The sequence below is a fragment of the Agromyces mediolanus genome, from assembly GCF_014648575.1.
Lineage (GTDB): Bacteria > Actinomycetota > Actinomycetes > Actinomycetales > Microbacteriaceae > Agromyces > Agromyces mediolanus.
Genome location: NZ_BMRJ01000001.1, coordinates 86,714 through 110,548, shown reverse-complemented (window position 1 = coordinate 110,548; position 23,835 = coordinate 86,714). Strand labels below are relative to the sequence as shown.

The following is a 23,835-nucleotide window of genomic DNA, read 5'->3' as shown; positions in this document are numbered from 1 at the left end:
GTCACCTTCTGTCTACGTGCTCCGGGAGGCCTCAGCAAGGGGGTTGCGGCCGAACGACCGAGCCAGCAGGACCCCGGCGGCGGCGCCGGCGGTGTTCGTGATCACGTCCGTGGCGTCCGTGCTGCCGACCGCGAGCGCGAACTGCGCGAGCTCCAGGCTCGCGCTCACCGCCGCCGCCAGCGACGCGATGCGCCACCAGGCCCACCCCGGCCGCAGCAGCGCGAATCCGAGCCCGAACGGCACGAAGACGACGACGTTGCCCGCGACCTCGCGCACCGCGCTCGCGCCGTAGCCCTCGGCGGCGACGAAGGGCACGAGCTTCAGGCTCCGCTGCACCTGGAACGCCTCCCAGGGCAGCTGCAGCTTCCACAGCACGAGCCAGACGAGGAGCACGAGGTACACCCCGAAGAGCACGCCGAGCACCGGGGCGGCCCCTCCTCGTCGGGCCGTGGGCGTCGTCGTGGTGGTCATGCTCCCACTCCACGCGCGGGCGTGTTGCGCCGGCGTATGCCGTTCCGCATACGCCGGCGATACGGCCCGCCTCGTACCATCGGTGTCATGCGCGTGCTGATCGTCGAGGACGAACCCCTGATGGCCGAGGCCATCCGCACGGGGCTCCGCCGGGAGGCGATCGCCGCCGACGTGGCCGGCGACGGCGACACCGCCCTCGAGCTGCTGTCGATCAACAGCTACGACATCGCCGTGCTCGACCGCGACATCCCCGGCCCGAGCGGCGACGAGGTCGCGGCGAGCATCGTCGCCTCGGGCGTCGGCATGCCGATCCTCATGCTCACCGCCGCCGATCGCATCGACGACAAGGCCTCGGGGTTCGAGCTCGGCGCCGACGACTACCTGACGAAGCCGTTCGAGCTGCGCGAGCTGGTGCTGCGTTTGCGGGCCCTCGACCGGCGGCGCAGCCAGGTGCGCCCGCCCGTGCGGGAGCTCGCGGGGCTCCGGCTCGACCCGTTCCGCCGGGAGGTCTACCGGGACGGCCGCTACGTGGCGCTCACCCGCAAGCAGTTCGCGGTGCTCGAGGTGCTCGTCGCCGCCGAGGGCGGCGTGATCAGCGCCGAGGAACTGCTCGAACGCGCGTGGGACGAGAACGCCGACCCGTTCACCAACGCGGTGCGCATCACGGTGTCCGCACTGCGCAAGCGCCTCGGAACCCCCTGGGTGATCGCCACGGTGCCTGGCGTCGGCTACCGCATCGACACCGGCGAGGGCGGCGCGGACCGCGAGCGAGCGGATGCCGGGGGCGCGGGTGGCTAGGCGGCCGGGCCTCTCCGTCCGCTGGAAGCTGACCCTCAGCTACGCCGGCTTCCTGCTGCTCGCGATGCTGCTGCTGCTCGCCGTCGTCTGGCTGTTCCTGCTGCGCTACGTTCCCGCGCAGGCCGCGGTGACGATGGACGGCTTCACGCCCGGTCGCGACGACCTCGTGCGCGCCTTCACCCCGGCGGCGGCCTGGGCGCTGCTGTTCCTGCTGGGCTTCGGCCTGCTGGGCGGCTGGTTCCTCGCCGGCCGGATGCTCGCTCCGCTCACCCGCATCACGAACGCGACCCGCAAGACCGCGGAGGGCTCGCTCTCGCACCGGATCGAGTTGGAGGGCCGGAGCGACGAGTTCCGCGAGCTCGCCGACAGCTTCGACGCGATGCTGGCCCGGCTCGAGGCGCACATCGCCGAGCAGCAGCGCTTCGCCGCGAACGCCTCGCACGAGCTGCGCACGCCGCTCGCGATCACGCAGACGATGCTCGAGGTCGCCCGCGACGATCCCCGCTCCGACCAGGCGCTCGTCGAACGGCTCCGGCTCGTGAACGGCCGGGCGATCGAGCTCACCGAGGCGCTGCTGCTGCTCAGCCGGGCCGACCGGCGGGCGTTCCACCGCGAGCCGGTCGACCTCTCGCTGCTCGCCGAGGAGTCGGTCGAGACGCTGCTGCCGCTGGCCGAGCGGCGGGGGGTCGCCGTCGAGGCATCCGGCGAGGTCGTCGCCGCCCTCGGCTCGCCCGCCCTGCTGCTGCAGCTCACCACGAACCTCGTGCACAACGCGATCGTGCACAACCTGCCCGAGGGCGGCGAGGTCACGCTCACGACGGTCGCGGCGCCGGGCCGTGCCGTGCTCGTCGTCGAGAACACCGGGCCCGCGCTCGCGCCCCACGTCGTCGCGACGCTGACCGAGCCCTTCCAGCGCGGCGCGGAGCGGATCCGCGGCGATCACGCCGGGGTGGGACTCGGGCTCGCGATCGTGCAGAGCATCGTGAGCGCGCACGACGGCGTGCTCGTCGTCGAGCCCGGCCCGCGCGGCGGCCTGCGGGTGAGCGTGCGGCTGCCGGCCGCGGTCAGCTCGCCGCCCGGTTCGTAGACGTCGAGCACCTCGTCCGCTAGGTTCGACCCACCTGGAGGTGGGGCGATGGCGAGGCGGGGTTCGGGATTCCGGCGGGTCGTCCGCGCCCTGTTCGCGAGCCTGGCCGCCGCGCTCGACGGGCTCGGCGGGCTGCCGCCGGCCCGACCCGAGGTCCCCGACTCCGCGCGGCGCGAGGAGTACCGCCCGTAGCCGCCGTGTCGGACGCGGATGGCACGCTGGGCGCATGATCGCCCTCGTCGCAGCCCCGAGCAGTCTCGGCCTCCGTCCGCCGCGGCCGGGGGCGATGCCCGGGGCGTGGCGGGCGCCCGCCGCGCTGCGCGAGGCGGGGCTCGTCGATCGCCTCGTCGCAGCCGGCGGCCGCGACGCCGGCGAGGTCCGCCCGCAGCCCTACGTCGACGACGACGCGATCCGAGCGGCCGGTCACGTGCGCAACGAGCACGCCCTGATCGAGCACTCGCGGCGGCTCGCACAGCGCCTCGACGAGGTGCTCGACGCGGGTGACGCGCCCCTGGTCATCGGCGGCGACTGCAGCATCCTCCTCGGCGCGGGGCTCGCACTGGCGCGCCGCGGCGGCACCGGACTCGTCCACCTCGACGGGCACACCGACTTCCGGCATCCCGGAAACAGCGAGGCGTGCGCCAGCGTGGCCGGAGAAGACCTCGCCGCCGCGGTCGGACTGCACCGGCCCGCGATCGCCGACCTCGACGGCGCCGGCCCGTACTTCGACGCGGCTCGCACCGTGCACCTCGGCCACCGCGACGACGACGAGCACGCTGACGAGGCCCGTCGCACGCTCGGGCTCGTCGTGTCCGCCGCCGACGCGCTCGCCCGGCCGGTGTCGCGGCTCGCCGAGCGCATCCTGGCGACCGCCGGCGCCGGGTACTGGCTGCAGCTCGACGTCGATCTGCTCGACCCGAGCGTCATGCCGGCGGTCGACAGCCCCGACCCCGGCGGGCTCGACGTCGCGACGCTGACCGCGCTGCTCGCCGAGCTCGCCCCCGCCGCGATCGGCGCCTCCGTGACGGTGTTCGACCCCGAGCTCGACCCCGACGGGCGCTACGCGCGACTCCTGGCCGACGTGGTGGTCGAGGGGTTCGGCGGGCTCGGCTCCGCCCTGCGGCACTGACGCCACCATATCGAGTTCGATTATTATCGAATATCGGTATGCTGCTGCCATGCGAACGAACATCACCCCCAACACGGCCCACGCCATCAAGCTCGCCGACGCGGTGAGTCTCTGGCTCTTCGCGGCGGCCGGGGCGGTCATCGCGGCCTGGGTCACCTCGTCGGCCGTCGGGCGCATCATCGAAGTGCTGCCGAACCGGGACGTCGCCGTGCTGGCGACCTTCGCGGGCACCCCCGCCGAAGCTCCCATCGGCCCCGACGGCGCACCCGTGACCGTCGCCCTGGATCAGGCCGTGCTCACGGTTCCCGCGCTCCCGGCCGCGTCGCAGTGGGCCATCGTCGTCCAGCAGCTCGTGCTGATGGTCGCGGTCATCGTCGGCGTCGCCGCCCTGGTCTGGCTCATTCGGAACGTCGCCCGCGGCGTCGTCTTCTGCCGCACCAACACCGTGCTGGTCGTCACCGCGGGGTTCGTCGGCCTCGGCGGCTTCGTCGCCGTGCCCTTCTTCGGCAACATGGCGGCGAACGGCGGGTTCGCCGTGCTCAGCGACCGCACCTTCGACAACGTGATCATGAGCGTCAACCCCTTCGCCCTCGTGCTGTGGGCGTTCGCCGTGGCCCTCCTCGGCACCGTCTTCTCGATCGGCGAACGCCTGCAGCGCGACACCGAGGGCCTCGTCTGATGGCACCGGCCGAGATCGAGGACAGCACGGACGTGCACTGCCGGCTCGACGAGCTGCTCGAGGAGCGCGGGCTGACCCTCACCAGGCTCGCCGAGATCGTCGGCGTGACGGTCGTGAACCTCAGCGTGCTGAAGAACGATCGGGCCCGGGCCATCCGCTTCTCGACGCTGCAGGCGATCTGCCAAGCGCTCGACTGCGAGATCGGGGAGCTGCTGGTGCTGCGGCCGCGGGAGTGAGCGGTCGATCGGAGCCGCCCCTACTTGACGAGGTCGGCACCCCAGGCGGCGAGGGGCAGGAGCCAGACCAGGGACATGTTGACGATCACGGCCCCGGTGAGCAGGACGGCGACGCTTCCGAGCGCCACCACCCCGGAGACGCGGAGCGTGCCCTGGAGGAATCCGGTGGACCGGTTCGTGCCCACCTGGATGCGGGGGATGGATGACGTCGCGCTCATGTGCTGCCTGGCCTCTCAGCTGGTCGACGCGGGCGGCGCCCGCATCGCGCGGACCGGCTCGACACGTGCGGACCCGGTCCCGCCCCTCCAGACTCCACCGAACGGCGGCCCCGGTCGTCCGCCGCCCGGATGAACCGCATCGTCCCTGGGATGTAGTCCCGCCGGGCCTGCTCGCGCACGAAACGACCCCGAAACCTCCCCCGGCTACACTCGCTGACGGCCACGCGACCGTCACGAGCGGTTCGTCGTCGCCCGCGCCGCCAGCGGCGCGCCACGAGAACTCACCACACCGCGGTGGCGGCGAACGGTGGGGTGCCGGTCTTCGCGAGCCCTTCGCACATCCCATCCCATGGGAGCAGTTCGAGGACGAGCTGCCCGATCGCGGCGACGGCGACTTGCACACCGAGGGGCATAACAACGACGTCAGTGCCGTGCATACGATCAGCATGACGATGCTGCGCTTGCTGGGTGCGGGACGCACCTTTGCCAGTCGACGTTGACGCCACGATTCCCCCGTTGGCCGTGGGCAACACGTGGTCCGCGGTCAGCTTGCCAAGGAACGCGACTTGCCTGCGTCTCTAGCCATGCATGAGGCTGCCCATTCATAAACAGAGTCCGCAGCGGTGACTTCATTACGCGAGGCTCGTACCGCTGACGAACTATGCCTCTAGCGTTCAAGGATCTCTCGCAGGTGTGAGGTGAGGTCGACGAGGTCGCCGGGTTGGACGCCCAGGTCACCTCGGTAGATCTCGTGGTGATCGCTTGCGGTGATCGCCCACGTTCCATGTACCGGTACGCGTTCCGCTTCGGGGATGACGAGGACGAGCTCGTCGTCATCGAAGACGTACACCTCCTCGGGTCGCAAGTCGCCGATGTCGAGCGTCAGGTCAACGGATTCGGAGTTGTTCCACTCGAGGGGGGAGACATACGAGCTCCGGGCAAACTCCGTCAAGTAGGGCGGCTCGCCGCCGAATGTGAACAAGATCGGCTGGGGCTCCCACTCCTGCGGTGGTTCGGGCAGCTTGAGGGTACTGGTGGTGGCCGCAAGGTCGGTGTTCCGCCAGCTGATGCCGCGGACTGCTCCTTCGAGGTGGATCTTCAGCTGGACGCCGCGGAAGTAGGTTCGGGTGCGGTTGATGACGCGAATGGGCACCCCTGCCAGGACCCGCCCTGCGAGCTCGTCGATGGCGTCGGCCCATGCCGCGTGCACACGTTCCTCCCACTCGGTGATCGAGGCGCGATACTCCTCTTCGGTTCGACGTTCCGGGTTGCTCCCCGACACGAAGCTGCCGACGGTGTAGCTGCTCAGCCGACGCAACCCGTCGGCTGACTTGGCACGGTCTTGCGGATCGATTCTTGGCAGGCGGCTGAGCAGGCGCGCCCTGGTCAACCCGATGTACCAGTTCAGTGTCGTGGACTCGTCGATGCGGATCGGGTGCGCGGCACCCTCGATGGTGACGCCGAAGTCCACCACGGGTGCAGTGCTCCGGCGCCCACGCTCGAGGAGGAGGTCGAGCTCACCCGATTTCGCCTCGCGGGTCTCTCCGTCCGCACGGATGTAGATACGCCCGTCGATGAGTCCGTCGCCCTCGCGCCGGCACGGGAACGGGTCTTGCCCGTCTTCGGGTGGGTCGACGAGGATCACGAGTACTTCGTTGTCGCTGCTCGCGACCGGTACTCGGACCACATCCCAGTGCGGGCCGGCAGCACCGAGATACTGGGCGACGACCTTGTCGATGTCGAGCACCTCAATCGGGGGGAGTCCACCGATCCGTCCGGGTGCGACGCCGAGAATCATCACGCCGTACCCGCCGAATGCGGCGGCTGCGACGGCGGGGAGCCGGTTCGCGGCCCCGAGGATGAACTTCGCGACCTTCGCCAGGTCGTTCTTCCTGGTGAGATCGAGGTCGCTCTTCACCTCGAGGTAGTGCCGTTCGACCCGGTCGTCGCTTGCGGCAACGGCTTCCACCAACGCGGACGCCGCTCGCACGCCCAGTGGGGCACGCCCGATATCGATGCTCGGTTTCACGTCGTCGGCCGCCATCGCCCCCATGCGGGGATTATGCCATCGACGGGTCGAGTGTCGCTGATCGTCACCAACCGATTCGAGAACACGGTCACGCCAATCGACGTGCCGCGCCGATGAGGTCGAGTCAGTCGACGCGCATCGCCGTGTCACGCCAAAGATGGAAGAGGTCGAGGTCTGACTGAGGAGTGGAATCGATGAGTGCTTGCACGCGTTTGCTCAGCCTGCCGCGCTTCTTGATCCCGGGGACGTTGGTGAACGCAAGCGCCGTCTTGATGTAGCGATGCAGGCGTTTCGGGTGGCATATGAGGTCCATGAGGTGCACCTCGAGTTCGATGACGGCTTGCAGCGCAGCATTCGCCTGCTCGAGGGTTGGTTCGTAGCCGGCGTGCGCAACCCTGTTCCGGACTTTCGCGGTGTCGCGATGCCAGGTCGAGACGGGATCCGCACCGTCGAGCGCCCACTTTCCGCCGAGGCGGGGCCCGTAGTCTCGTCTGACGCGAGTCGCCAGCGTGGAGGAGCTAAAGTGCGCTGCCGCGTCCTCGGCGGAGACGCCTTCTTCCCACAGCAGGTGCCGTAGCAGGGTGTCAAGGATCACTTCCGCCGCGGTTGCCGCGGTGATGACAGCTGCGGCGTAGTCACCGCGGAGCCAGAGCGCGACGTACGCTTCGCGTCGCAGGTTCGCGTACGGCCAGAACGGGTTGCCGGGGTTCATACGGAGGACAGCCGCCATCGTCTGACGGCGGTCGTCGCTGAGCGGTGCCGGTTGCACGGAACGACGCAAGGACGCGTGATGGGTGAGGTAGATGCCGGGTTCAAGGCCCTGCCCGTGGTTTTGGAGGAAGAACAGCATCGTGGGCAGCTGTTCTCGCGCGACCAGCGTGATGGGGTCCTGGGTAGCGAGGTAGTAGGAGCGTTGCACGTCCCGGATCAGCTCGAGCCCCCGGTCGAACTCGTCGGAGAGCGCGAGAGCATCGGGCGGGTCACCGTCGTAGACGGCGGTGAGTTCGACTACTGTGACCTGCCCGGACGCCGAGGTGGGGAGCTCCTGCTCGACTGGGACATCGAAGGTATCGTGGAGGTGCCCGGCGACGAGAGTCATGACATGCATCGCCTCGTCGAGCGGGTTCGGCCCGGTTACCGTCACGGGGGTCAGCTTCAGCTTCGCGGGGCCGGAGCGTTCCGGGGTTGGAAGCGGTGCACCGCCGGGAAGCGGGAGCGGTTCGGCGAGGGGCACGTACCAGTGATAGGCGTGCAGCATACGACCATCATGGGGTACCCGGGTGGTGTTCCGGCCGCTCACCCCGTCGGATGACCGCGTCCACCCAATCGCGAACGTCGCGGCGAACTGACCCGATGCCCTGTTGTACTCCCAGGCGTGCCCGGCGGCGTTCGGGTACTCGACGAGATGACGAGCTCGGGGTGCCGGCCTCGAAGAGGATCTCGCACGCAAGCACCAGGCACGTGAACGCCGAAAGCCACGCACCGGACGGCTCTCGTCGTATCTCCTCAGAGACGACAACGCGAGCGAGCTCGCCACGGTCGGCAGCACCGGATAGCCCGAACTCACAGCTCACCGCTACGAAATGATTTGGCGCGCCCGAGACCTTCCAGGAGACCGTCGCTGCGGCCAACACCAGGGTCTGCAGCGTCCGAACGCGCGGAAACACCCTCGCAACCTGCCGCGATTACACTCACCTACGGCCCCGACCAGCCAGTCACCAACGAAACGGTCAAAGATCCCTGCGTTTCGCGAACACTCTTCGCGCGCGCCACGAGAACTCACCACCCCCGAGGTCCCATGTCAGAGCCCATCACCGTGTCGATCCGCCGCGAGGTCGACCCCGCCCGCATCTCCGAGGCCACCGCCTGGGTGCAGACCGGCGTGAACCTCGCGAACAAGCATCCCGGCTTCCTCGGCTCCGGCTGGGTCCGCGCCGGCGGGGACTCCCAGGTCTGGCACATGCTCTACCGCTTCACGAGCGAGGAGACGCTCGAGGCGTGGGAACGCTCGCCCGAGCGGGCCTGGTGGCTCTCGATGGGCGAAGGCTTCGTGCGCAGCGAACGCTCGAAGCGCCGCACCGGGATCGAAGGATGGTTCGACGAGCCCGCCACCGGATCCATCCCCGCCGTCGACGCGGAACCGATGGAGGCGCCGCCCGCCCCGCCGCGCTGGAAGCAGGCCGTGACGATCTGGCTCGGCTTCTTCCCCGTGAACCTGGTGTTCTCGTACCTGATGACGCCGGTGCCCGGCTGGGGTGAGCTGCCGCTCTGGCTGCGGGTGCTCGTGACGACGCTCGTGCTCACGCCGATCATGACCTACTGGGTGCTGCCCTTCGTCACCCGTTCGCTGCGCCGCTGGCTCACGCCCCGGGGCTGATCCGAAGCACGCGCTGGTGCGCGCACGAAAAGGGGCCCGGCTCGCGCCGGACCCCTCATCGGGCGGATGCCGCTACGCGCGCTTGCGACGCAGGATCAACTGCACGGCGAGCGCCAGGGCGCCGGCCAGCACGAGGCCGCCCGCGATCGCGATCGCCGGGCCGCCGGCGAAGCCGGTGCTCGCGAGGCCCTGCCCGTCACCTGCGGCGACGGGGGTGCCCGGCGTGCCGGCGGGCTTCGACGCGGGGCCGCAGCCGACGACGGCCGGCGGGTACTCGAGGTCGATCGAGAGCTCGGGGTTCACCTCGATGTACGCCGAGGTGAGCGAGTGCGTCCAGCCGAAGTTCTCCTCGGTGACGACCCAGCGGCCGTTCGGCAGCTGCTTCCAGCCCGGCCACGCGGTCGGGTTGCCGGCCTCGTCGATCGCGGCGCCGGGCCACAGCACGCGCCCGTCGACCGAGCCGTCCTCGCCGAGCGGGCCGAGCTCGACCTTCTCGGTGTTCGTGCCGTCGCTCAGCACGAGGTACGCGGTGTGCCCGGTCGACTGCTGGTCGGGGTCGGTGAGCACGACGTCGAAGTCGATCCACGGCACGTTGGCGACGCAGAGCGCCGCGGCGGTCGAGCCGGCGAGCGTCGGCGGCACGCACTCCGTCTGGTCGAACTCGAAGACGAATCGCTCGGTGCTCTCGCCGCTCTCGAAGACGTGTCCCTCGGCGGCGGTCGCCACGGCGACGGCCGAGCCGGTCGCGGCGTCGCCCTCGATGGCCCAGCTCACGGTGTCGGTGTCGGCGGGCAGCACGATCCGGTCGTCGTCGACGCCGCAGAGGTCGACGGCGGCGGGCTTCACCGGCAGGGGCAGCTCGATCGGGCACGGGTCATTCGTGAACGTGAGCGGGAAGCGGCGCTCGGTGGTGCCGTCCTCGAAGACGTGGGTGCCCTTCGTCACGGCGACGGCGGTGACGGAACCGCTCGAGGGCTCGCCCTCGAGGTGCCAGACCAGCTGCTCGGTCTCCTCGGGCAGCAGCACCTCGTCGCGGTCCACATCGCAGAGGTCGACGATCTCCGGCTTGACCGGCTCGGGCACGATCACGGGGCAGGGCTCGTTCGTGAAGGTGTAGTCGTAGCGGTGCTCGGTCGCGCCGCCGGGGAAGGCGTAGCCCTTCGCCGCCGTCGCGACGGCGGTCGCCGTGCCGGCCTTCGGGTCGCCCTCGAGCTTCCAGCTCACAGTGTCGCTGTCCTCGGGCAGCAGGACCGCGTCGCCGTCGACGCCGCAGGCCTCGGTGGCGGCGGGCTTCGGCGGCACGGGGATCTCGACGATGCAGGGCACGTTCGTGAATTCGAAGTCCCAGCTCTTCACGATCTTGCCGTCGCTGAACACGTAGCCGGGCTTCGCGGTCGCGGTGGCCTTCGCCTTGCCCGCGACGACCGGCGAGATCGACCAGGTGACGCCTTCGGTGGCACGAGGCTCGACGACGTAGTCGCCCGAGGTGCCGCAGGCGTCCACGATGGACGGCTGCACGGGCACCGGGATCTGCTTGGGCTCGGGGGCCGTGCAGTCGCCCTTCAGCCCCTCGATGCGGCCGTCGGAGCCCTGGCCGTAGCCGTCGGTCCAGCTCGTGTAGGCGTAGACCCAGGGGCCGCCGCCCTTCGTGGTGCCGGGCAGGCTCTCGGTGCCGAGCGTCAGGGTCGTGTTGCCCTGCGAGGTGATCGGCCCGCGGTCCATGCCGTTGGCGTTCTTCGGCGTGCCCTGGAAGGAGGGGGTGCCGACGCGCCACTTCGTGGTGCCGGTCAGGGTGCTGCCGACGTTCGTGAGCTTCAGCGTGTACGTCACGTCGTACTGGCCGGTGGCGGTGTTGCACACGGCCTTCGCGAGCAGGTCGCCGGTGTGCGCGCTGGCGGGTGCGGCAGCGCCGACGACGGCGAGGCCGGCGCCGAGTGCGAAGGCGGCGATCGCCGCGAGGAGGCGGCGCATGGGGCGTTGACGGGATGTGGGCAGCGCGGAGCGCGCACCGGTTCTCTTCATCGGGTCGGGATCTCCATCGGGTCCTCGGCGTGAGGCGGACCCGATTCGGAAGCGCGCGGGTACGGCTTCGCACGGCCCTGCCGCGCGGGTCAGGCGCGACGGGACCGGGGAGGTTCGGGTGGATCGGGTACTGCGTTCGGGTCCGCAACGTGCCCGTGGGCACGAAGACCAAGCATGATGGCTTCATCCGTTTCATGTCCACCCTTTGGAGGACCGGATGCGGCGTTTGCCCCTCGAACGGGGGTCAGGCGTCGGTGGTGATCCGCTTCACGCGCCGGGCCTCGCGGATGCGGCGCACGATGAGCACGACGAGCGCCGCCGCGATGGCCGTGTACACCACGAGGTCCAGGTACTCGAGCCACTGCTCGAGGAGCTGATGCTGCGTGCCGAGCGCCGCGCCCACCCCGATCAGCAGCGTGTTCCAGAGACCGGACCCGAGCACGGTGAACAGCGAGAAGACCACGAGCGGCATGCGGTCCGCGCCCGCCGGAAGCGAGATGAGGCTGCGTACGCCGGGGATCAGTCGCCCGACGAGCACCGACCACTTGCCGAAGCGATGGAACCACTCGGCGCCGCGCTCCAGGTCGGAGAGGCTCACGAGCCGCGTCCACGCGATCCAGCGGATGGCCCGCTCGAGGCCGATCGCGGCGCCGAGGCCGTACAGCACGAGCGCACCGGCGAGCGAGGCCGCCGTGCTCCAGACGATGAGCCAGCCGAGGTTCAGCTCGCCGGCCTGGCTCAGGTAGCCCGCGAACGGCAGGATCACCTCGCTCGGGATCGGCGGGATCAGCACCTCGAGGAAGACGAGCACGCCGACGCCGACGTCGCCGAGGGCGTTCAGCACATCGGCGGCGAACCCGGTGAGTCCGGTGAATCCGTGGTCGGTGGTCGTCAGGGCGGTCATGGCGGCTCCCGTCGTCGTGATCGTGCCCGGCGTTGGGCCACGCTACGCGACGCGCATGAACGCGAGCTGAGATCGGGGTCCGGATGCCGCGTCAGCACCCGCGGGCCGCACCGATCCGCCGGCCGAGCTCGTCGGCGGCCGCGCGCACCGCGCCCGCGATCTCCGCCGCGGGCAGCGTGCGTGGCGAGTCATCCGGATAGGTCACCGCGATGGCCGCCGCGGGCCAGCCGACGTGATCGAGCACCGCGACGCCGACCGAGGCGAGCCCCGGGGTGACCTCGCCGGCCTCGGCCGCCCAGCCGGTCTCGCGCACCTCGTGCAGCAGCTGCTTCAGCCGCGAGGCGCGCCACTCCCCCGCAGCGTCCGGGTCGCCGCGCCAGGCGAAGGCGGCGCGGTCCGGGTAGAGCGCGCGGAGCTGCGCGGGCGGCAGGGCGGCGAGCATCGCCCGCCCGGTGGCGGTGAGGTAGGCGGGCAGCCGCACGCCCACGTCGGTGACGAGCGAGGGTCGGCGCGGGGCGCGCTCCTCGACGAGGTAGAGCACGTCGCGCCCGTGCAGCACCGCGAGGTGCCCGCTCTCGCCGAGTCGGTCGACGAGGCCGGCGACGAGCGGGCCGCCGAGGCGCGCGAGCGGCTGCTGCCGGCTGAACCCGCTGGAGAGCTCGAAGGCGGCGACGCCGAGCCCGTAGCGGCGTTCCTCGGGCAGGTGCACGACGAAGCCGCGCTCCTGCATGACCGCGAGCAGGTGGTAGACCGTCGAGCGGGGCAGCTCGAGCGCGGCGGCGATCGTCGCGGCCGGCACCGGGCCGCGCTGGTGCGCGAGGTGACTGAGCATCGCGAGCGTCTGATCCGCCGCGGGCACTTTCGCCTTCGCCATCCGTTCTCCTTCCGCCGCCCACATCTCGACGTGCCCGACTTCCATGAAAGTCGGGCACGTCGGGGTTCGGAGGCGAGCGTAGCGCGCTTCGTCTGGGATCGCAGACGGATGCCTCGTCCAGCCGCTCCCGCCGAGGCGCCCGAGCCGCTGGAATCGAAGCATGAGCACGAGCGCGCCCTCCACCAGCACGGTCACCGTCGGCATCCCCGGCCTCTCGATCGAGGAGGTCGTCGCCGTCGCCCGCCACGGCGCCCCCGTCGCGCTCGACCCCGTCGCGCTCGAGGAGGTCGAGCGCAGCCGAGCCATCGTCGACGGCCTCGCCGCCGACCCGAACCCGCACTACGGCATCTCCACGGGCTTCGGCGCCCTCGCGACGACGTTCATCGCCGCCGACCGCCGCGCACAGCTGCAGGCGAGCCTGGTCCGCTCGCACGCCGCCGGCTCGGGCGCCGAGGTCGAGCGCGAGGTCGTGCGCGCGCTCATGCTGCTTCGCCTCTCCACGCTGATGACCGGCCGCACCGGCGTCTGCCGCGCGACCGTCGAGACCTACGCCGCGATCCTGAACGCCGGGATCACCCCTGTCGTGCGCGAGTACGGTTCGCTCGGCTGCTCCGGCGACCTCGCGCCGCTCGCGCACTGCGCGCTCGTCGCCATGGGCGAGGGCGAGGTGCGCACGGCGGACGGCGAGCTGGTGGATGCCGGGGCCGCCCTCGCCGCGGAGGGCATCAGCCCCCTCCAGCTCGGCGAGAAGGAGGGCCTCGCGCTCATCAACGGCACCGACGGCATGCTCGGCATGCTCGCCCTCGCCATCACCGACCTGCGGCTGCTCCTGACCACCGCCGACCTCGCCGCCTCGATGAGCGTCGAGGGCCTCATGGGCACCGACGCCGTGTTCGCCGCCGATCTGCAGGCGCTCCGCCCGCAGCGGGGGCAGGCGCTCGCGGCGGCGAACTTCCGGACCGCGCTCGCCGGCTCGCCGATCGTCGCCAGCCACGCCGGCCCCGAGGACGGCCGCGTGCAGGACGCCTACTCGCTGCGCTGCGCGCCGCAGGTGCACGGCGCCGCCCGCGACACCGTCGCGCACGCGGAATCTGTCGCCGACGCCGAGCTCGCGAGCGCCGTCGACAACCCGGTGCTCACGACGGACGGCCGGGTCGAGTCCAATGGCAACTTCCACGGCGCGCCCGTCGCGTACGTGCTCGACTTCCTCGCGATCGCCGCGGCGGACGTGGCCTCGATGAGCGAGCGCCGCACCGACCGCTTCCTCGATCGGGCTCGCAACCAGGGGCTGCCGCCGTTCCTCGCGCACGAGGTTGGCGTCGATTCGGGCCTCATGATCGCGCAGTATACGGCGGCGGGCATCGTGTCGGAGCTGAAGCGGCTGGCCGTGCCGGCCTCGGTCGACTCGATCCCCTCCTCCGCCATGCAGGAGGACCACGTGTCGATGGGCTGGGCCGCGGCGCGCAAGCTGCGGCGCGCGATCGACGGCCTCACCCGAGTGCTCGCGATCGAGATCATGACGGCCGGGCGCGGGCTGCAACTGCGGGCGCCACTGCAGCCCGGACCCGTCACGGGCGCGATCGTGGAGCTCATCGCGGCCGAGGGGTCGGTGCCCGGCGAGGACCGCTTCCTCGCTCCGGAGATCGAGCGCCTGACCGAGCTCGTGGCCTCCGGCGAGGTGCTCGCGCGGGCCTCCGCGGCGGCGGAGACGCCGCTGCGCTGAGGCCGGCGGCGCGCGTCCGACACGCCGGAGGAGGGGCGAAAACCGCCCCGAAAAGGTGACAATGGCTCACTGAATGAACGTTGTGCCCGCAGGGATGCGGTGCCAGACTGAGCGCGTCGGTACCCGAAACCGACACCCTTGGAATGTCGATGAAGCCAACACTGGACGAAGCGCCGCACCCTGGACGCCGGGCCCTGAGCCCCCGGCGCGCCGGACTCGCTGCGGCCACCGCCGTGACTGCCGTACTGCTCGGCGTCACCGGCACCACCTCGGCCTATGCCGACGATGGCGCCCCGGTCGCCGACCCAGGCACCGACCCCGCCGCGGTCTCCGCGCCCGCCCCGGCCGCGGACGCGGACGCGAGCACGCTGAGCGAGCCCGCGCCGAGCGACCCCCCGCCGAGCGACCCCCCGCCGGACCCCGGCGCGACGGAGCCGCCCGACCCCGGCACAGATCCGGGCACCGACCCGGGTACGGACCCCGGAACAGACCCGGGTACGGACCCCGGCACAGACCCGGGAACGGACCCCGGCACCGACCCCGGAACAGACCCGGGCACCGACCCCGGCACGGGAACCCCGCCGACGACCCCGCCGGTCACGACCCCGCCGCCGACGACCCCGCCGCCGACGACCCCGCCCGTCGTCGCGCCGCCGGCGGCACCGCCGAGGGCCTCGACCCCCGGGCCGCGGCCGCTCAGGATCAGCGGCGACATCCTCGAGACCGGATCCCGCGTCTCGGCGGCGATCCTGCAGGCCCAGCGCGTGCTCGCCGAGGCCACGACCGCGCTCCGCGCCGCGGAGAACGAACTGGCCGCCGCACGGGACACGCGCGAGGCCGCCCGGTCGACCGCGATGGAGCTCGACGAACTCGCCGAGACCGCGCGCGCCAAGGCCGACGAGGCGGCGCGACTGTACATCGGCGCCGTCCGCGGCGACGGTGACGCCCTCGGTTCGATCGACGCCGCCCTGAAGCCGGGCGGCGACCTGCTCGCGGGACTCGGCAGCATGCAGCGGGTCTCCGAGCTGACCGGCGACGTGCAGGGGCTGCGCGAGACGGCCGATCGCTTCGATGCCGACGCCACCGCCGCCGAGGCTCGCGCCGCGGCCGCCTGGGCGGAGGTCGACGCGGTGCCGGTGGAAACGCTCCAGCAGAAGGTGGACGACGCGGAGGACGCCGTGGCGGAGGCGCGCGCCGCGCTCGCCGCCGCGCAGACGCAGCTCGCGGCCTCGAGCGTCACCGTCATCGAGAACCTGCCGACCGACTCCGGCCAGCTGAGCGACCAGGGCTGGTCGCTGCCGGTGAGCGGCCGCCTCACCGACGGCTTCGGCCCCCGACCGAACAAGCCCGTCGCCGGGGTGAACGACTTCCACCGCGGCACCGACCTCGCGGCGTCGTGCGGCTCGCCCGTGTTCGCCGCGACCGGCGGCACCGTGATCGAGGCCGGCCGCAGCGGCAGCTACGGCAACTGGATCCTCATCGACCACGGCGACGGCGTCTCCACCGGCTACGCCCACCTCGTGGACGGCGGCATCCTCGTCTCCGTCGGCGACGCGGTCCAGGCCGGCGGGCTGATCGGCGCGGTCGGTTCGACGGGCGCGTCGACGGGCTGCCACCTGCACTACGAGGTGCGCCTCGGCGGCGTCGCCGTGGATGCGATCCCGTTCATGGCGGCGCGCGGCATCCAGCTCGGCTGAGCTCCACCGAACGACCGAGTTGCCCGACGTTCATGAACGTCGGGCAACTCGCTCGTCGGGCGCCTACTTCTGCAGGTTGATCCCGGGTGCGACGGGCTTCACGCCGTACTTCGCGAACAGCTCCTCGGTCGTGCCGTCCTCGTAGAGGGTGGTCATCGCGGCGAGCACGGCGTCGATGAGCTCCGGCTTCGCGGTGTTCATCATGCTGCCGACGTAGAAGCCGCCGTCGAACGGCTCGGCCACGATCTCGCGGTTCGCCCCCTGCTCGATCGCGTACGCGGCGCCCGCCTCGCTCTGGATGCCGAGCGCCGTGCGCCCCGACTCGAGCGCAAGCTCGGCGTCCTGCTGGGTCGGGTACTCGGTGACCTGCATGCCCGGCTTGCCCGCCTCCTCGCACTCGGAGGTGAGCGCCTCGGCGTAGCTCACGTCGGTCGTGCCGCGGATCGTCGCGATCGTCTGCCCGCAGGCGTCGAGGCGCGTGGCATAGGCGCCGCCGTTCCCGGCCGTCGTGATGAGCGTCGCCTGCTCGGTCATGAAGTCGACGAAGGTGCCCGCCTGCTGTCGCTCGAGGGTGTCGTAGAGGCTGCCGCCGTAGATGTCGTAGCGGCCGGCGGCGACGCCCGTGATGCCGCCCTCCCACGCGACCGGAATGAACTCGATCTCGAGGCCGAGTTCGGCGGCGACCGCGTCGAGCAGGTCCTTCGTGATGCCGGACTGCGGCACGTTGTCGGCGTCGGGGATCATGTACGGCGCGTCGGGCAGGGTCACGCCCACGCTCAGCACGCCGGGCTTCACGAGCCCGTCGAGGCCGGCCGCGGCGCCGTCGGACGCACCGGCCTCGCTGCCGGGCGCGTCGAAGGTGCAGGCCGCGAGGGCCAGGGCCGTGGCGGCGGCGAGGGCGGCCGGCAACAGGCGTCGTCGGATGTTGCGGGTCATCGGGGGATCCTTCCGGTCGGTGGCTGCCGGCACCGCCGGCTCCCCCGACGGTAGGAGCGGCGTCGGGCGGCCTCCAGGGATCGGTCGCGGCATCCGTTGCACTTTCCGCGGATGCCGCGATCGAGGCATCCCCCTCAGGCCGCGATGCCGAGCTGCGCGCGCCGGAACGCGGTCGGCGTGAGCCCGCACTCGCGCCGGAAGAAGCGCGAGAAGTAGGACGCGTCGTCGAAGCCGAGCCGCGCGGCGATCTGCGCGCAGCTGAGCTCCGTGCGGGCGAGCAGTCGTTGCGCCTCGCGCACGACCTCGGCGCGGATGAGCTCGCCCGGGCTCCGGCCGGCCTGCTGCCCGACCGTCTCCGCGAGGTGCCCGGGGGTGATGCCGAGCGCCTTCGCGCACTCGGCGACGGTGAGGGTCGCCGAGGCGCGCTCCCGCACGAGCCGTTCGAACGCGGCGGAGAGCCCGCGGCTCGGCCCGGCGGTCGGGTCGGGGGCGAGGCGGCGCAGCTGCAGGAGCAGCAGCGACAGCAGGGTGCGGATGGCCCGGGCCTGCAGCGCGTCGGGCAGGGCGAGTTCGGCGCGGAGCTCGGCGAACACGCGCTCGAGGCGGCGGCGCTGGGCGTCGGTCGGCCGCAGTCGGGCGTTCGTCCAGCCGGGCAGGCCGGCCTCGGGGCCGCCCTCTCCGGTGAGGAAGTCCTCGCCGAAGAGCACGATCGTGCCGGTCACGGGTGCCGTCTCCTCCCAGTGGTGCAGCTGCCCGGGGGCGATCAGGAACAGCTGCGGCGCGGCGATCGCGATCGACTCGGTGTCGATGTGGTGGAAGCCGGCGCCGCCCGTGACGAGCACGAGCTCGACGAAGTCGTGCCGGTGCGGGCGGCCCGCCCACGGCCCCGGCCCCAGGGTCTCGAGCGGGCCGATCAGGAAGTCGCCATCGAGGCTCGCGGGCGACACGTTGATGCGGTGGGTGGGCGGGGCGGCGGGGCGCACGCTCATGAGATCGCCGCCTCGGCATCCGAGTCGGCATCCTGCGCCTCACCGCTGTGCGCCTCGCCGCCGGAGCGCCGCAGGAACGCCGCCGTCCGCGGCGAGCGCGGCGCCCCGAAGAGCTGCGCCGGCGGGCCCTGCTCGACGACGACCCCGCCCTCCATGAAGACGACCGTGTCGGCGACCTCGCGGGCGAAGCCCATCTCGTGGGTGACGACGACCATCGTGGTGCCGCCGGCGGCGAGCGACTTCATGACCGCGAGCACCTCGCCGACGAGCTCCGGGTCGAGCGCGCTCGTGGGTTCGTCGAAGAGCAGGATCGCGGGTTCCATCGCGAGCGCGCGGGCGATCGCCACGCGCTGCTGCTGCCCGCCCGAGAGCTGCGAGGGGTACTTGCCCGCGTGCTCGGCGAGGCCGACCGAGGCGAGCAGCTCGCGGGCCCGGCGTTCGGCCTCGGCCTTGCGCCGGCCGAGCACCTTCACTGGCCCGGTGGCGACGTTCTGCACCGCGGTGAGGTGGCCGAAGAGGTTGAACTGCTGGAACACCATGCCGAGGTTGCGCCGCACCCGGCTCGTCTCGCGGTCGCTCGCCTCGGTGAGGTGCCCGGCGTGCGCGGTGTAGCCGACGAGTTCGCCGTCGACCGCGACGACCCCGCCGTCGAGCGACTCGAGCTGGTTGATGCAGCGCAGCAGCGTCGACTTGCCGCCGCCCGAGGGGCCGATGAGGCAGACCACCTCGCCGGGGGCGACGTCGAGGTCGATGCCGCGCAGGATCTCGGTGCCGTGGTACGACTTGCGCACGCCGCGGAGGGCGAGCGAGCCGCGGGCGCCGGCCGTCGCGGCCGAGGCATCCGTCGCGCCGGGCGCGCTCATCGGCCCGCCTCCGCCTTGAGCACGCGCCGCCTGCTGCGGTCGAGGCCGCGCTCCAGGAAGTGCTGCCCGATCGTCGCGAGCGTGACGAGCGCGAGGTACCAGAGGGAGGCGACCACGAGCATCGCGATCACCTGGTAGTTCTGCCCGTAGATCTGCTGGGCGATGGTCATCAGGTCGCCGCCGCCGATGACGGAGACGATGGCGGTCGCCTTCAGGATGTCGATGAACTGGTTGCCGAGGGGCGGCAGGATGACCCGCACCGCCTGCGGGATGACGATGAGCCGCTGCGCCTCGAGGCTCGTCATGCCGATCGCCTTCGCCGCGTCGGTCTGCCCGGGCGGGACGGCGAGGAAGCCGCCGCGCACGACCTCCGCCATGTACGCCGCCGTGTGCAGCACGAGCCCGATGAGCGCCGCGAGGAACGGCGTCACGAGCTCGTTGGTGCTGCCGCCGATGGTGAGCCCGAGCGCCGGGATGCGCACGCCGATGACCGGGAAGATCAGGGCGAGGTTGAACCAGAACACGAGCTGCACGAGCAGCGGCGTGCCGCGGAACAGCCAGATGTAGCCGTCGACGATCACGCGCAGCACGGGGTTGCCGGACTGGCGCATGACCTCGAGCACGATGCCGAGCAGCAGTCCGAGGGCGAAGGTCAGCACCGTGAACAGCAGCGTCGTGCCGACGCCGGCGAGGATGCGCGGGCTGAACAGGTACTCTGCCACGACCGGCCAGTTCATGGCCGGGGCGGAGACGAAGGCCCAGCCGATCGCGGCGGCGAGCGCGCCGACGACGACCGCGGGGACCCAGCGGCTGAGGATGCGGGATCGGGAGCGCAGCGGGAGGGCCGCGAGCCGGGCGAGCGGGTCGCCGCCGCCGGCGGCGGTGCCGGGCGGGTCGGTGAGGAGCTGGGAGGAGGTCATGGGGTTCATTCCAGGAATCGGGGGTGCGGCCGGCAAGGCTTCGGCCGGCTCTGCTATCCGGTATCCCAGACCTGGCCGCTTCGATGAGCGATCGTGCGCGCTGGAGCAAGGCGGGGGCGTTCCCGGTCAATGCGCGCGGCCGCCTGCCGCCCACGCGGCGCACCCGCCGCACCCGAGAGGAGTCACAGCATCCCCGCCGCGCGTCCATCGACGCCCCGTCGCGGCATCCGTAGCGTCGCCAGCGGCCGGCGCACCGTCGGCCGACCGACGACGATCTGGAGGATGGCCGATGGCCGGAAAGTACGAGCACCTCTTCGTGCGACACATGGGCGACTCGAGCGCCGACCTCGTGAACGAGGGCGCCGTGGCGACGGGCGTGCCGCGCCCCGCGCACATCGGCGACGCGTTCGCGCTGATGCGGGCCGAGGACGTGCCCGAGTCGAAGATCCACATGACCTACTCGTGGATCGGGCCGACCGACGAGCCCTCGCACTGGGTGAACGAGCACGAGCACGACTACGACGAGGTGCTCATCTGGACGGGCTCCGACCCGGAGAACCCGCACGACCTCGGGGGCGAGATCCTCATCGACATCGAGGGCGAGACGTACAGCGTGACGACTTCGGGCGCGCTGTACATCCCGGCGGGGCTCCGGCACTGCCCGCTGGACTTCAAGCGCGTGACCCGGCCGATCCGCTTCAGCGCGCTCTCGCTCTCGGGCGACGGCGCCTACTCCTCGGACGAGGACGTCCCCCGCGACGCCTCCGCCTGAGCGCGCCCCGCGCCGCGCGCGCGAGGAGTTCGATCTCGACTTGCCCGACTTTCATGAAAGTCGGGCAAGTCGCGTTTCGGGGCGGGCAGGTCGCGTTTCGGGCGGGCGGATGCCTCGGGCCGCATGTCCGGGATCGCAGACACCCGCCCCGCGGCATCCGTTGTCCGCGCCGCCCCGCTGCGCGAACCTGGGGACATGACCGATGCACCCTCCACCGAAGCGCGCGGCGCCCGCACCGTCCGCGCCGCCCGCGGCTCGAAGCTGAGCGCGAAGAGCTGGCAGACCGAGGCGCCCCTGCGCATGCTCATGAACAACCTCGACCCCGAGGTCGCCGAGCGCCCCGAGGACCTCATCGTCTACGGCGGCACGGGCAAGGCCGCCCGCAACTGGGAGTCCTTCGACGCGATCGTCGCGACGCTCGAGCGCCTCGAGGACGACGAGACCCTGCTGGTGCAGTCGGGCAAGCCGGTCGGCGTGTTCCGCACGCACGCCTGGGCGCCCCGCGTGCTCATCGCGAACTCGAACCTCGTCGGCGACTGGGCGACCTGGCCCGAGTTCCGCCGGCTCGAGTCGCTCGGCCTCACCATGTACGGGCAGATGACCGCCGGCTCGTGGATCTACATCGGCTCGCAGGGCATCCTGCAGGGTACCTACGAGACCTTCGGCGCCGTCGCCCGGGTGCTCGCCGAGCGCCACGGCCGCAGCGCCGAGGAGGTCGCCCAGGCGAGCCTCGCCGGCACCCTCACCCTCACCGGCGGCTGCGGCGGCATGGGCGGCGCGCAGCCTCTCGCCGTCACCATGAACGGCGGCGCCGTGCTCATCGTCGACGTCGACGAGACCCGCCTCGCCCGCCGCGTCCAGCACGGCTACCTCGACGAGTACCACCCCGATCTCGAGACCGCCCTCGCCCGCGCCGTCGAGGCCAAGGACGCCGGCATCGCCCGCAGCGTCGGCGTCGTCGGCAACGCCGCCACGATCTTCGCGGAGCTCCTCGACCGCGAGGCGCCGATCGACGTCGTCACCGACCAGACGAGCGCGCACGACCCGCTCTCCTACCTGCCCGAGGGCGTCTCCGTCGCCGAGTGGCACGAGCTCGCCGCGAGCGACGCCGAGGAGTTCACCCGGCTCGCCCGCGCCTCGATGGCCAAGCAGGTCGAGGCGATGGTCGGCTTCCAGTCGCGCGGGGCCGAGGTGTTCGACTACGGCAACTCGATCCGCCGCGAGGCGGAGCTCGGCGGCTACGCGCACGCCTTCGACTTCCCCGGCTTCGTGCCCGCGTACATCCGGCCGCTCTTCGCCGAGGGCAAGGGGCCGTTCCGCTGGGCGGCGCTCTCGGGCGACCCGGCCGACATCGCGGCCACCGACCGGGCCATCCTCGAGCTGTTCCCAGACGACGAGCACCTCCGCCGCTGGATCACCCAGGCCGGCGAGAAGGTGCACTTCGAGGGCCTGCCCGCGCGCATCTGCTGGCTCGGCTACCAGGAGCGCCACCTCGCCGGACTGAAGTTCAACGAGATGGTCGCCTCCGGCGAGCTCAGCGCGCCCGTCGTCATCGGCCGCGACCACCTCGACTCGGGCAGCGTCGCGAGCCCCTACCGCGAGACCGAGTCGATGGCCGACGGCTCCGACGCGATCGCCGACTGGCCGCTGCTGAACGCCCTGCTCAACACCGCGTCCGGCGCGAGCTGGGTGTCGATCCACCACGGCGGCGGCGTCGGCATCGGCCGCTCGATCCACGCGGGGCAGGTCGTCGTCGCCGACGGCACCGAGCTCGCCGCGGAGAAGATCGCCCGCGTGCTCGTCAACGACCCCGGCACGGGCGTCATGCGGCACGTCGACGCGGGCTACGAGCGGGCGATCGAGGTGGCGCGCGAGCGCGGCCTCGACGTGCCGATGGCCTGAACGGAGGACGGCGGATGCCTCGGACGACCCTCTTCACGAACATCGGCGAGCTGACCACGAACGACCCGGCGCCCGATCGCGCGGACGGCCCGCTCGGGATCGTCCGCGATGCCGCGCTGCTCACCGTCGACGGACGGGTCGCCTGGGTCGGGCCCGCCGCGGCCGTGGCCTCCGCTGCCCCGGCCGCGGCGCTCGAGCCCGACGAGCACGTCGATCTCGGCGGCCGCGCCGTCATCCCGGGCTTCGTCGACTCGCACTCGCACCTCGTGTTCGGCGGCGACCGGGCCGAGGAGTTCGCCGCCCGCATGGCCGGTCGGCCGTACGAGGCGGGAGGCATCCGCTCCACCGTGCAGGCGACCCGCGCGGCGAGCGACGAGGAGCTGCGCGCCCGCCTCGCCGCCTTCGTCGAGGAGCTGCACCGGCAGGGCACGACGACGTTCGAGATCAAGTCGGGCTACGGGCTCTCCGTCGAGGCCGAGGAGCGCCTGGTGCGCCTCGCGCGCGAGGTCACCGACGAGGTCACCTTCCTCGGCGCGCACGTCGTGCCGTTCGAGTACCGCGAGCCCGACGGCCCCGGCGCCGACGCGTACGTCGAACTCGTCACGGGCGAGATGCTCGCCGCGTGCGCACCGCACGCGAAGTGGGTCGACGCGTTCTGCGAGCGCGGGGCGTTCACGGCGGAGCAGTCCCGGCGGGTGCTCGAGGCCGGCCGGGCCGCCGGCCTCGGCGTGCGCGTGCACGGCAACCAGCTCGGGCCGGGCGAGGGGGTGCGGCTCGCGGTGGAGCTCGGCTCGGCATCCGTCGACCACTGCACCTACCTGAGCGACGAGGACGTCGCGGCGCTCGCCGCCTCGGACACGGTCGCGACCCTGCTGCCGGGGGTCGAGTTCTCGACCCGCCAGCCGTACCCCGACGCCCGGCGGCTGCTCGACGCGGGCGCCACCGTCGCGATCGCGAGCGACTGCAACCCGGGCTCGAGCTTCACGAGCTCGATGCCGTTCTGCATCGCCGTCGCGGTGCGCGACATGCGGATGACGCCGGCCGAAGCCGTCTGGGCGGCGACCGCGGGCGGTGCTCGGGCGCTGCGCCGCGAGGACGTCGGCGCGCTGCGCCCGGGGATGTCGGCCGACCTCGTCGAGCTCGACGCGCCGAGCCACGTGCACCTCGCCTACCGGCCGGGCGTGCCGCTCGTGCGCCGGGTGTACCGCG

The 23,835-nt window shown here is 72.2% G+C and carries 23 protein-coding genes; 12 read left to right on the top strand and 11 right to left on the bottom strand.

The annotated features are described in order from the left end of the window. Positions 1-12: 12 nt before the first annotated feature. Complete coding sequence (locus IEY71_RS00485; protein ID WP_189083364.1) at positions 13-471, bottom strand: VanZ family protein; 459 nt, start codon at positions 469-471, stop codon at positions 13-15. Positions 472-558: 87 nt separating this feature from the next. Here IEY71_RS00485 and IEY71_RS00480 point away from each other — a divergent pair, with 87 nt between their 5' ends. Genes IEY71_RS00480 through IEY71_RS00455 form a run of 6 tightly spaced genes read left to right on the top strand, consistent with a single transcriptional unit; the run spans position 559 to position 4,400 of the window. Next, positions 559-1,269 carry a response regulator transcription factor gene (locus IEY71_RS00480; RefSeq protein WP_189083363.1) on the top strand — a complete coding sequence of 237 codons (711 nt, stop codon included), beginning with the start codon at positions 559-561 and terminating at the stop codon, positions 1,267-1,269. Further along, positions 1,262-2,356, top strand: coding sequence for a sensor histidine kinase (locus IEY71_RS00475; protein ID WP_189083362.1), 1,095 nt, complete (start codon positions 1,262-1,264; stop codon positions 2,354-2,356). The genes IEY71_RS00480 and IEY71_RS00475 overlap by 8 nt, the downstream gene beginning before the upstream one ends. A 48-nt stretch (positions 2,357-2,404) precedes the next feature. Then, a complete protein-coding gene (locus IEY71_RS00470; protein ID WP_189083361.1) occupies positions 2,405-2,548 on the top strand; it encodes a hypothetical protein in 144 nt (47 codons plus the stop codon). A 34-nt stretch (positions 2,549-2,582) separates the two neighbouring features. Further along, positions 2,583-3,485, top strand: a complete 903-nt coding sequence (locus tag IEY71_RS00465; protein ID WP_189083360.1) for an arginase family protein — start codon at positions 2,583-2,585, stop codon at positions 3,483-3,485. A 49-nt stretch (positions 3,486-3,534) separates the two neighbouring features. Next, on the top strand, positions 3,535-4,164 hold the full coding sequence (locus tag IEY71_RS00460) for a hypothetical protein (protein ID WP_189083359.1): 630 nt from the start codon (positions 3,535-3,537) through the stop codon (positions 4,162-4,164). Further along, positions 4,164-4,400, top strand: coding sequence for a helix-turn-helix domain-containing protein (locus IEY71_RS00455; RefSeq protein ID WP_189083358.1), 237 nt, complete (start codon positions 4,164-4,166; stop codon positions 4,398-4,400). The genes IEY71_RS00460 and IEY71_RS00455 overlap by 1 nt, the downstream gene beginning before the upstream one ends. 20 nt (positions 4,401-4,420) lie before the next feature. Here the strand turns inward: IEY71_RS00455 and IEY71_RS00450 are convergent, their stop codons facing one another. From IEY71_RS00450 to IEY71_RS00440, 3 genes are all read right to left on the bottom strand, one after another. Continuing rightward, positions 4,421-4,618 (bottom strand): hypothetical protein, encoded by a 198-nt coding sequence (locus tag IEY71_RS00450; RefSeq protein WP_189083357.1) that lies wholly within the window; start codon positions 4,616-4,618, stop codon positions 4,421-4,423. A 667-nt stretch (positions 4,619-5,285) separates the two neighbouring features. Next, entirely contained in the window at positions 5,286-6,671 is a 1,386-nt protein-coding gene (locus IEY71_RS00445; RefSeq protein ID WP_189083356.1) for a hypothetical protein, read from the bottom strand. 100 nt (positions 6,672-6,771) lie between these two features. Continuing rightward, a complete protein-coding gene (locus IEY71_RS00440) occupies positions 6,772-7,905 on the bottom strand; it encodes a hypothetical protein (protein WP_189083355.1) in 1,134 nt (377 codons plus the stop codon). A 540-nt stretch (positions 7,906-8,445) separates the two neighbouring features. On the opposite strand from IEY71_RS00440, the gene IEY71_RS00435 reads away from it, so the two are divergent. Continuing rightward, the gene (locus IEY71_RS00435) at positions 8,446-9,024 is read left to right on the top strand and encodes an antibiotic biosynthesis monooxygenase (RefSeq protein ID WP_189083354.1); all 579 of its coding nucleotides are present in this window, start codon (positions 8,446-8,448) and stop codon (positions 9,022-9,024) included. Between the two features lie 72 nt (positions 9,025-9,096). On the opposite strand, the gene IEY71_RS18245 is transcribed toward IEY71_RS00435, so the two are convergent. The 3 genes from IEY71_RS18245 to IEY71_RS00420 all read right to left on the bottom strand — a co-directional run bounded on the left by IEY71_RS18245 (position 9,097) and on the right by IEY71_RS00420 (position 12,824). Continuing rightward, complete coding sequence (locus IEY71_RS18245) at positions 9,097-10,995, bottom strand: hypothetical protein (protein ID WP_229781468.1); 1,899 nt, start codon at positions 10,993-10,995, stop codon at positions 9,097-9,099. Positions 10,996-11,290: 295 nt separating this feature from the next. Then, positions 11,291-11,950, bottom strand: a complete 660-nt coding sequence (locus IEY71_RS00425; RefSeq protein ID WP_189083353.1) for a DedA family protein — start codon at positions 11,948-11,950, stop codon at positions 11,291-11,293. Positions 11,951-12,041: 91 nt separating this feature from the next. Then, positions 12,042-12,824, bottom strand: a complete 783-nt coding sequence (locus tag IEY71_RS00420; RefSeq protein WP_189083352.1) for an IclR family transcriptional regulator — start codon at positions 12,822-12,824, stop codon at positions 12,042-12,044. Positions 12,825-12,984: 160 nt separating this feature from the next. On the opposite strand from IEY71_RS00420, the gene hutH reads away from it, so the two are divergent. Together hutH and IEY71_RS00410 are read left to right on the top strand one after the other, a co-directional pair. Beyond that, the gene (gene hutH, locus IEY71_RS00415; RefSeq protein ID WP_189083351.1) at positions 12,985-14,547 is read left to right on the top strand and encodes a histidine ammonia-lyase; all 1,563 of its coding nucleotides are present in this window, start codon (positions 12,985-12,987) and stop codon (positions 14,545-14,547) included. A 233-nt stretch (positions 14,548-14,780) separates the two neighbouring features. Then, a complete protein-coding gene (locus tag IEY71_RS00410) occupies positions 14,781-16,244 on the top strand; it encodes a peptidoglycan DD-metalloendopeptidase family protein (RefSeq protein WP_189083350.1) in 1,464 nt (487 codons plus the stop codon). Positions 16,245-16,307: 63 nt separating this feature from the next. Here IEY71_RS00410 and IEY71_RS00405 read toward each other — a convergent pair whose 3' ends face one another. The 4 genes from IEY71_RS00405 to IEY71_RS00390 form a co-directional block, all read right to left on the bottom strand. Further along, positions 16,308-17,180 carry a transporter substrate-binding domain-containing protein gene (locus IEY71_RS00405; RefSeq protein ID WP_189083349.1) on the bottom strand — a complete coding sequence of 291 codons (873 nt, stop codon included), beginning with the start codon at positions 17,178-17,180 and terminating at the stop codon, positions 16,308-16,310. A 134-nt stretch (positions 17,181-17,314) separates the two neighbouring features. Beyond that, positions 17,315-18,169, bottom strand: a complete 855-nt coding sequence (locus IEY71_RS00400; RefSeq protein WP_189083348.1) for a helix-turn-helix domain-containing protein — start codon at positions 18,167-18,169, stop codon at positions 17,315-17,317. Beyond that, the gene (locus IEY71_RS00395) at positions 18,166-19,032 is read right to left on the bottom strand and encodes an amino acid ABC transporter ATP-binding protein (protein ID WP_189083347.1); all 867 of its coding nucleotides are present in this window, start codon (positions 19,030-19,032) and stop codon (positions 18,166-18,168) included. The genes IEY71_RS00400 and IEY71_RS00395 overlap by 4 nt, the downstream gene beginning before the upstream one ends. Beyond that, positions 19,029-19,952: an amino acid ABC transporter permease gene (locus IEY71_RS00390; protein WP_189083346.1), complete on the bottom strand. Its 924-nt coding sequence runs from the start codon at positions 19,950-19,952 to the stop codon at positions 19,029-19,031. Before IEY71_RS00390 ends, IEY71_RS00395 begins: the two co-directional genes overlap by 4 nt. Before the next feature lie 289 nt (positions 19,953-20,241). Between IEY71_RS00390 and IEY71_RS00385 the strand changes: the two genes are divergently transcribed. The 3 genes from IEY71_RS00385 to hutI all read left to right on the top strand — a co-directional run. Further along, entirely contained in the window at positions 20,242-20,724 is a 483-nt protein-coding gene (locus tag IEY71_RS00385; protein ID WP_189083345.1) for a cupin domain-containing protein, read from the top strand. Positions 20,725-20,919: 195 nt separating this feature from the next. After that, positions 20,920-22,626 (top strand): urocanate hydratase, encoded by a 1,707-nt coding sequence (gene hutU, locus IEY71_RS00380; RefSeq protein ID WP_189083344.1) that lies wholly within the window; start codon positions 20,920-20,922, stop codon positions 22,624-22,626. Between the two features lie 14 nt (positions 22,627-22,640). After that, the coding region (gene hutI, locus IEY71_RS00375) for an imidazolonepropionase (RefSeq protein WP_189083343.1) at positions 22,641-23,835 on the top strand (1,195 nt) is incomplete at its 3' end.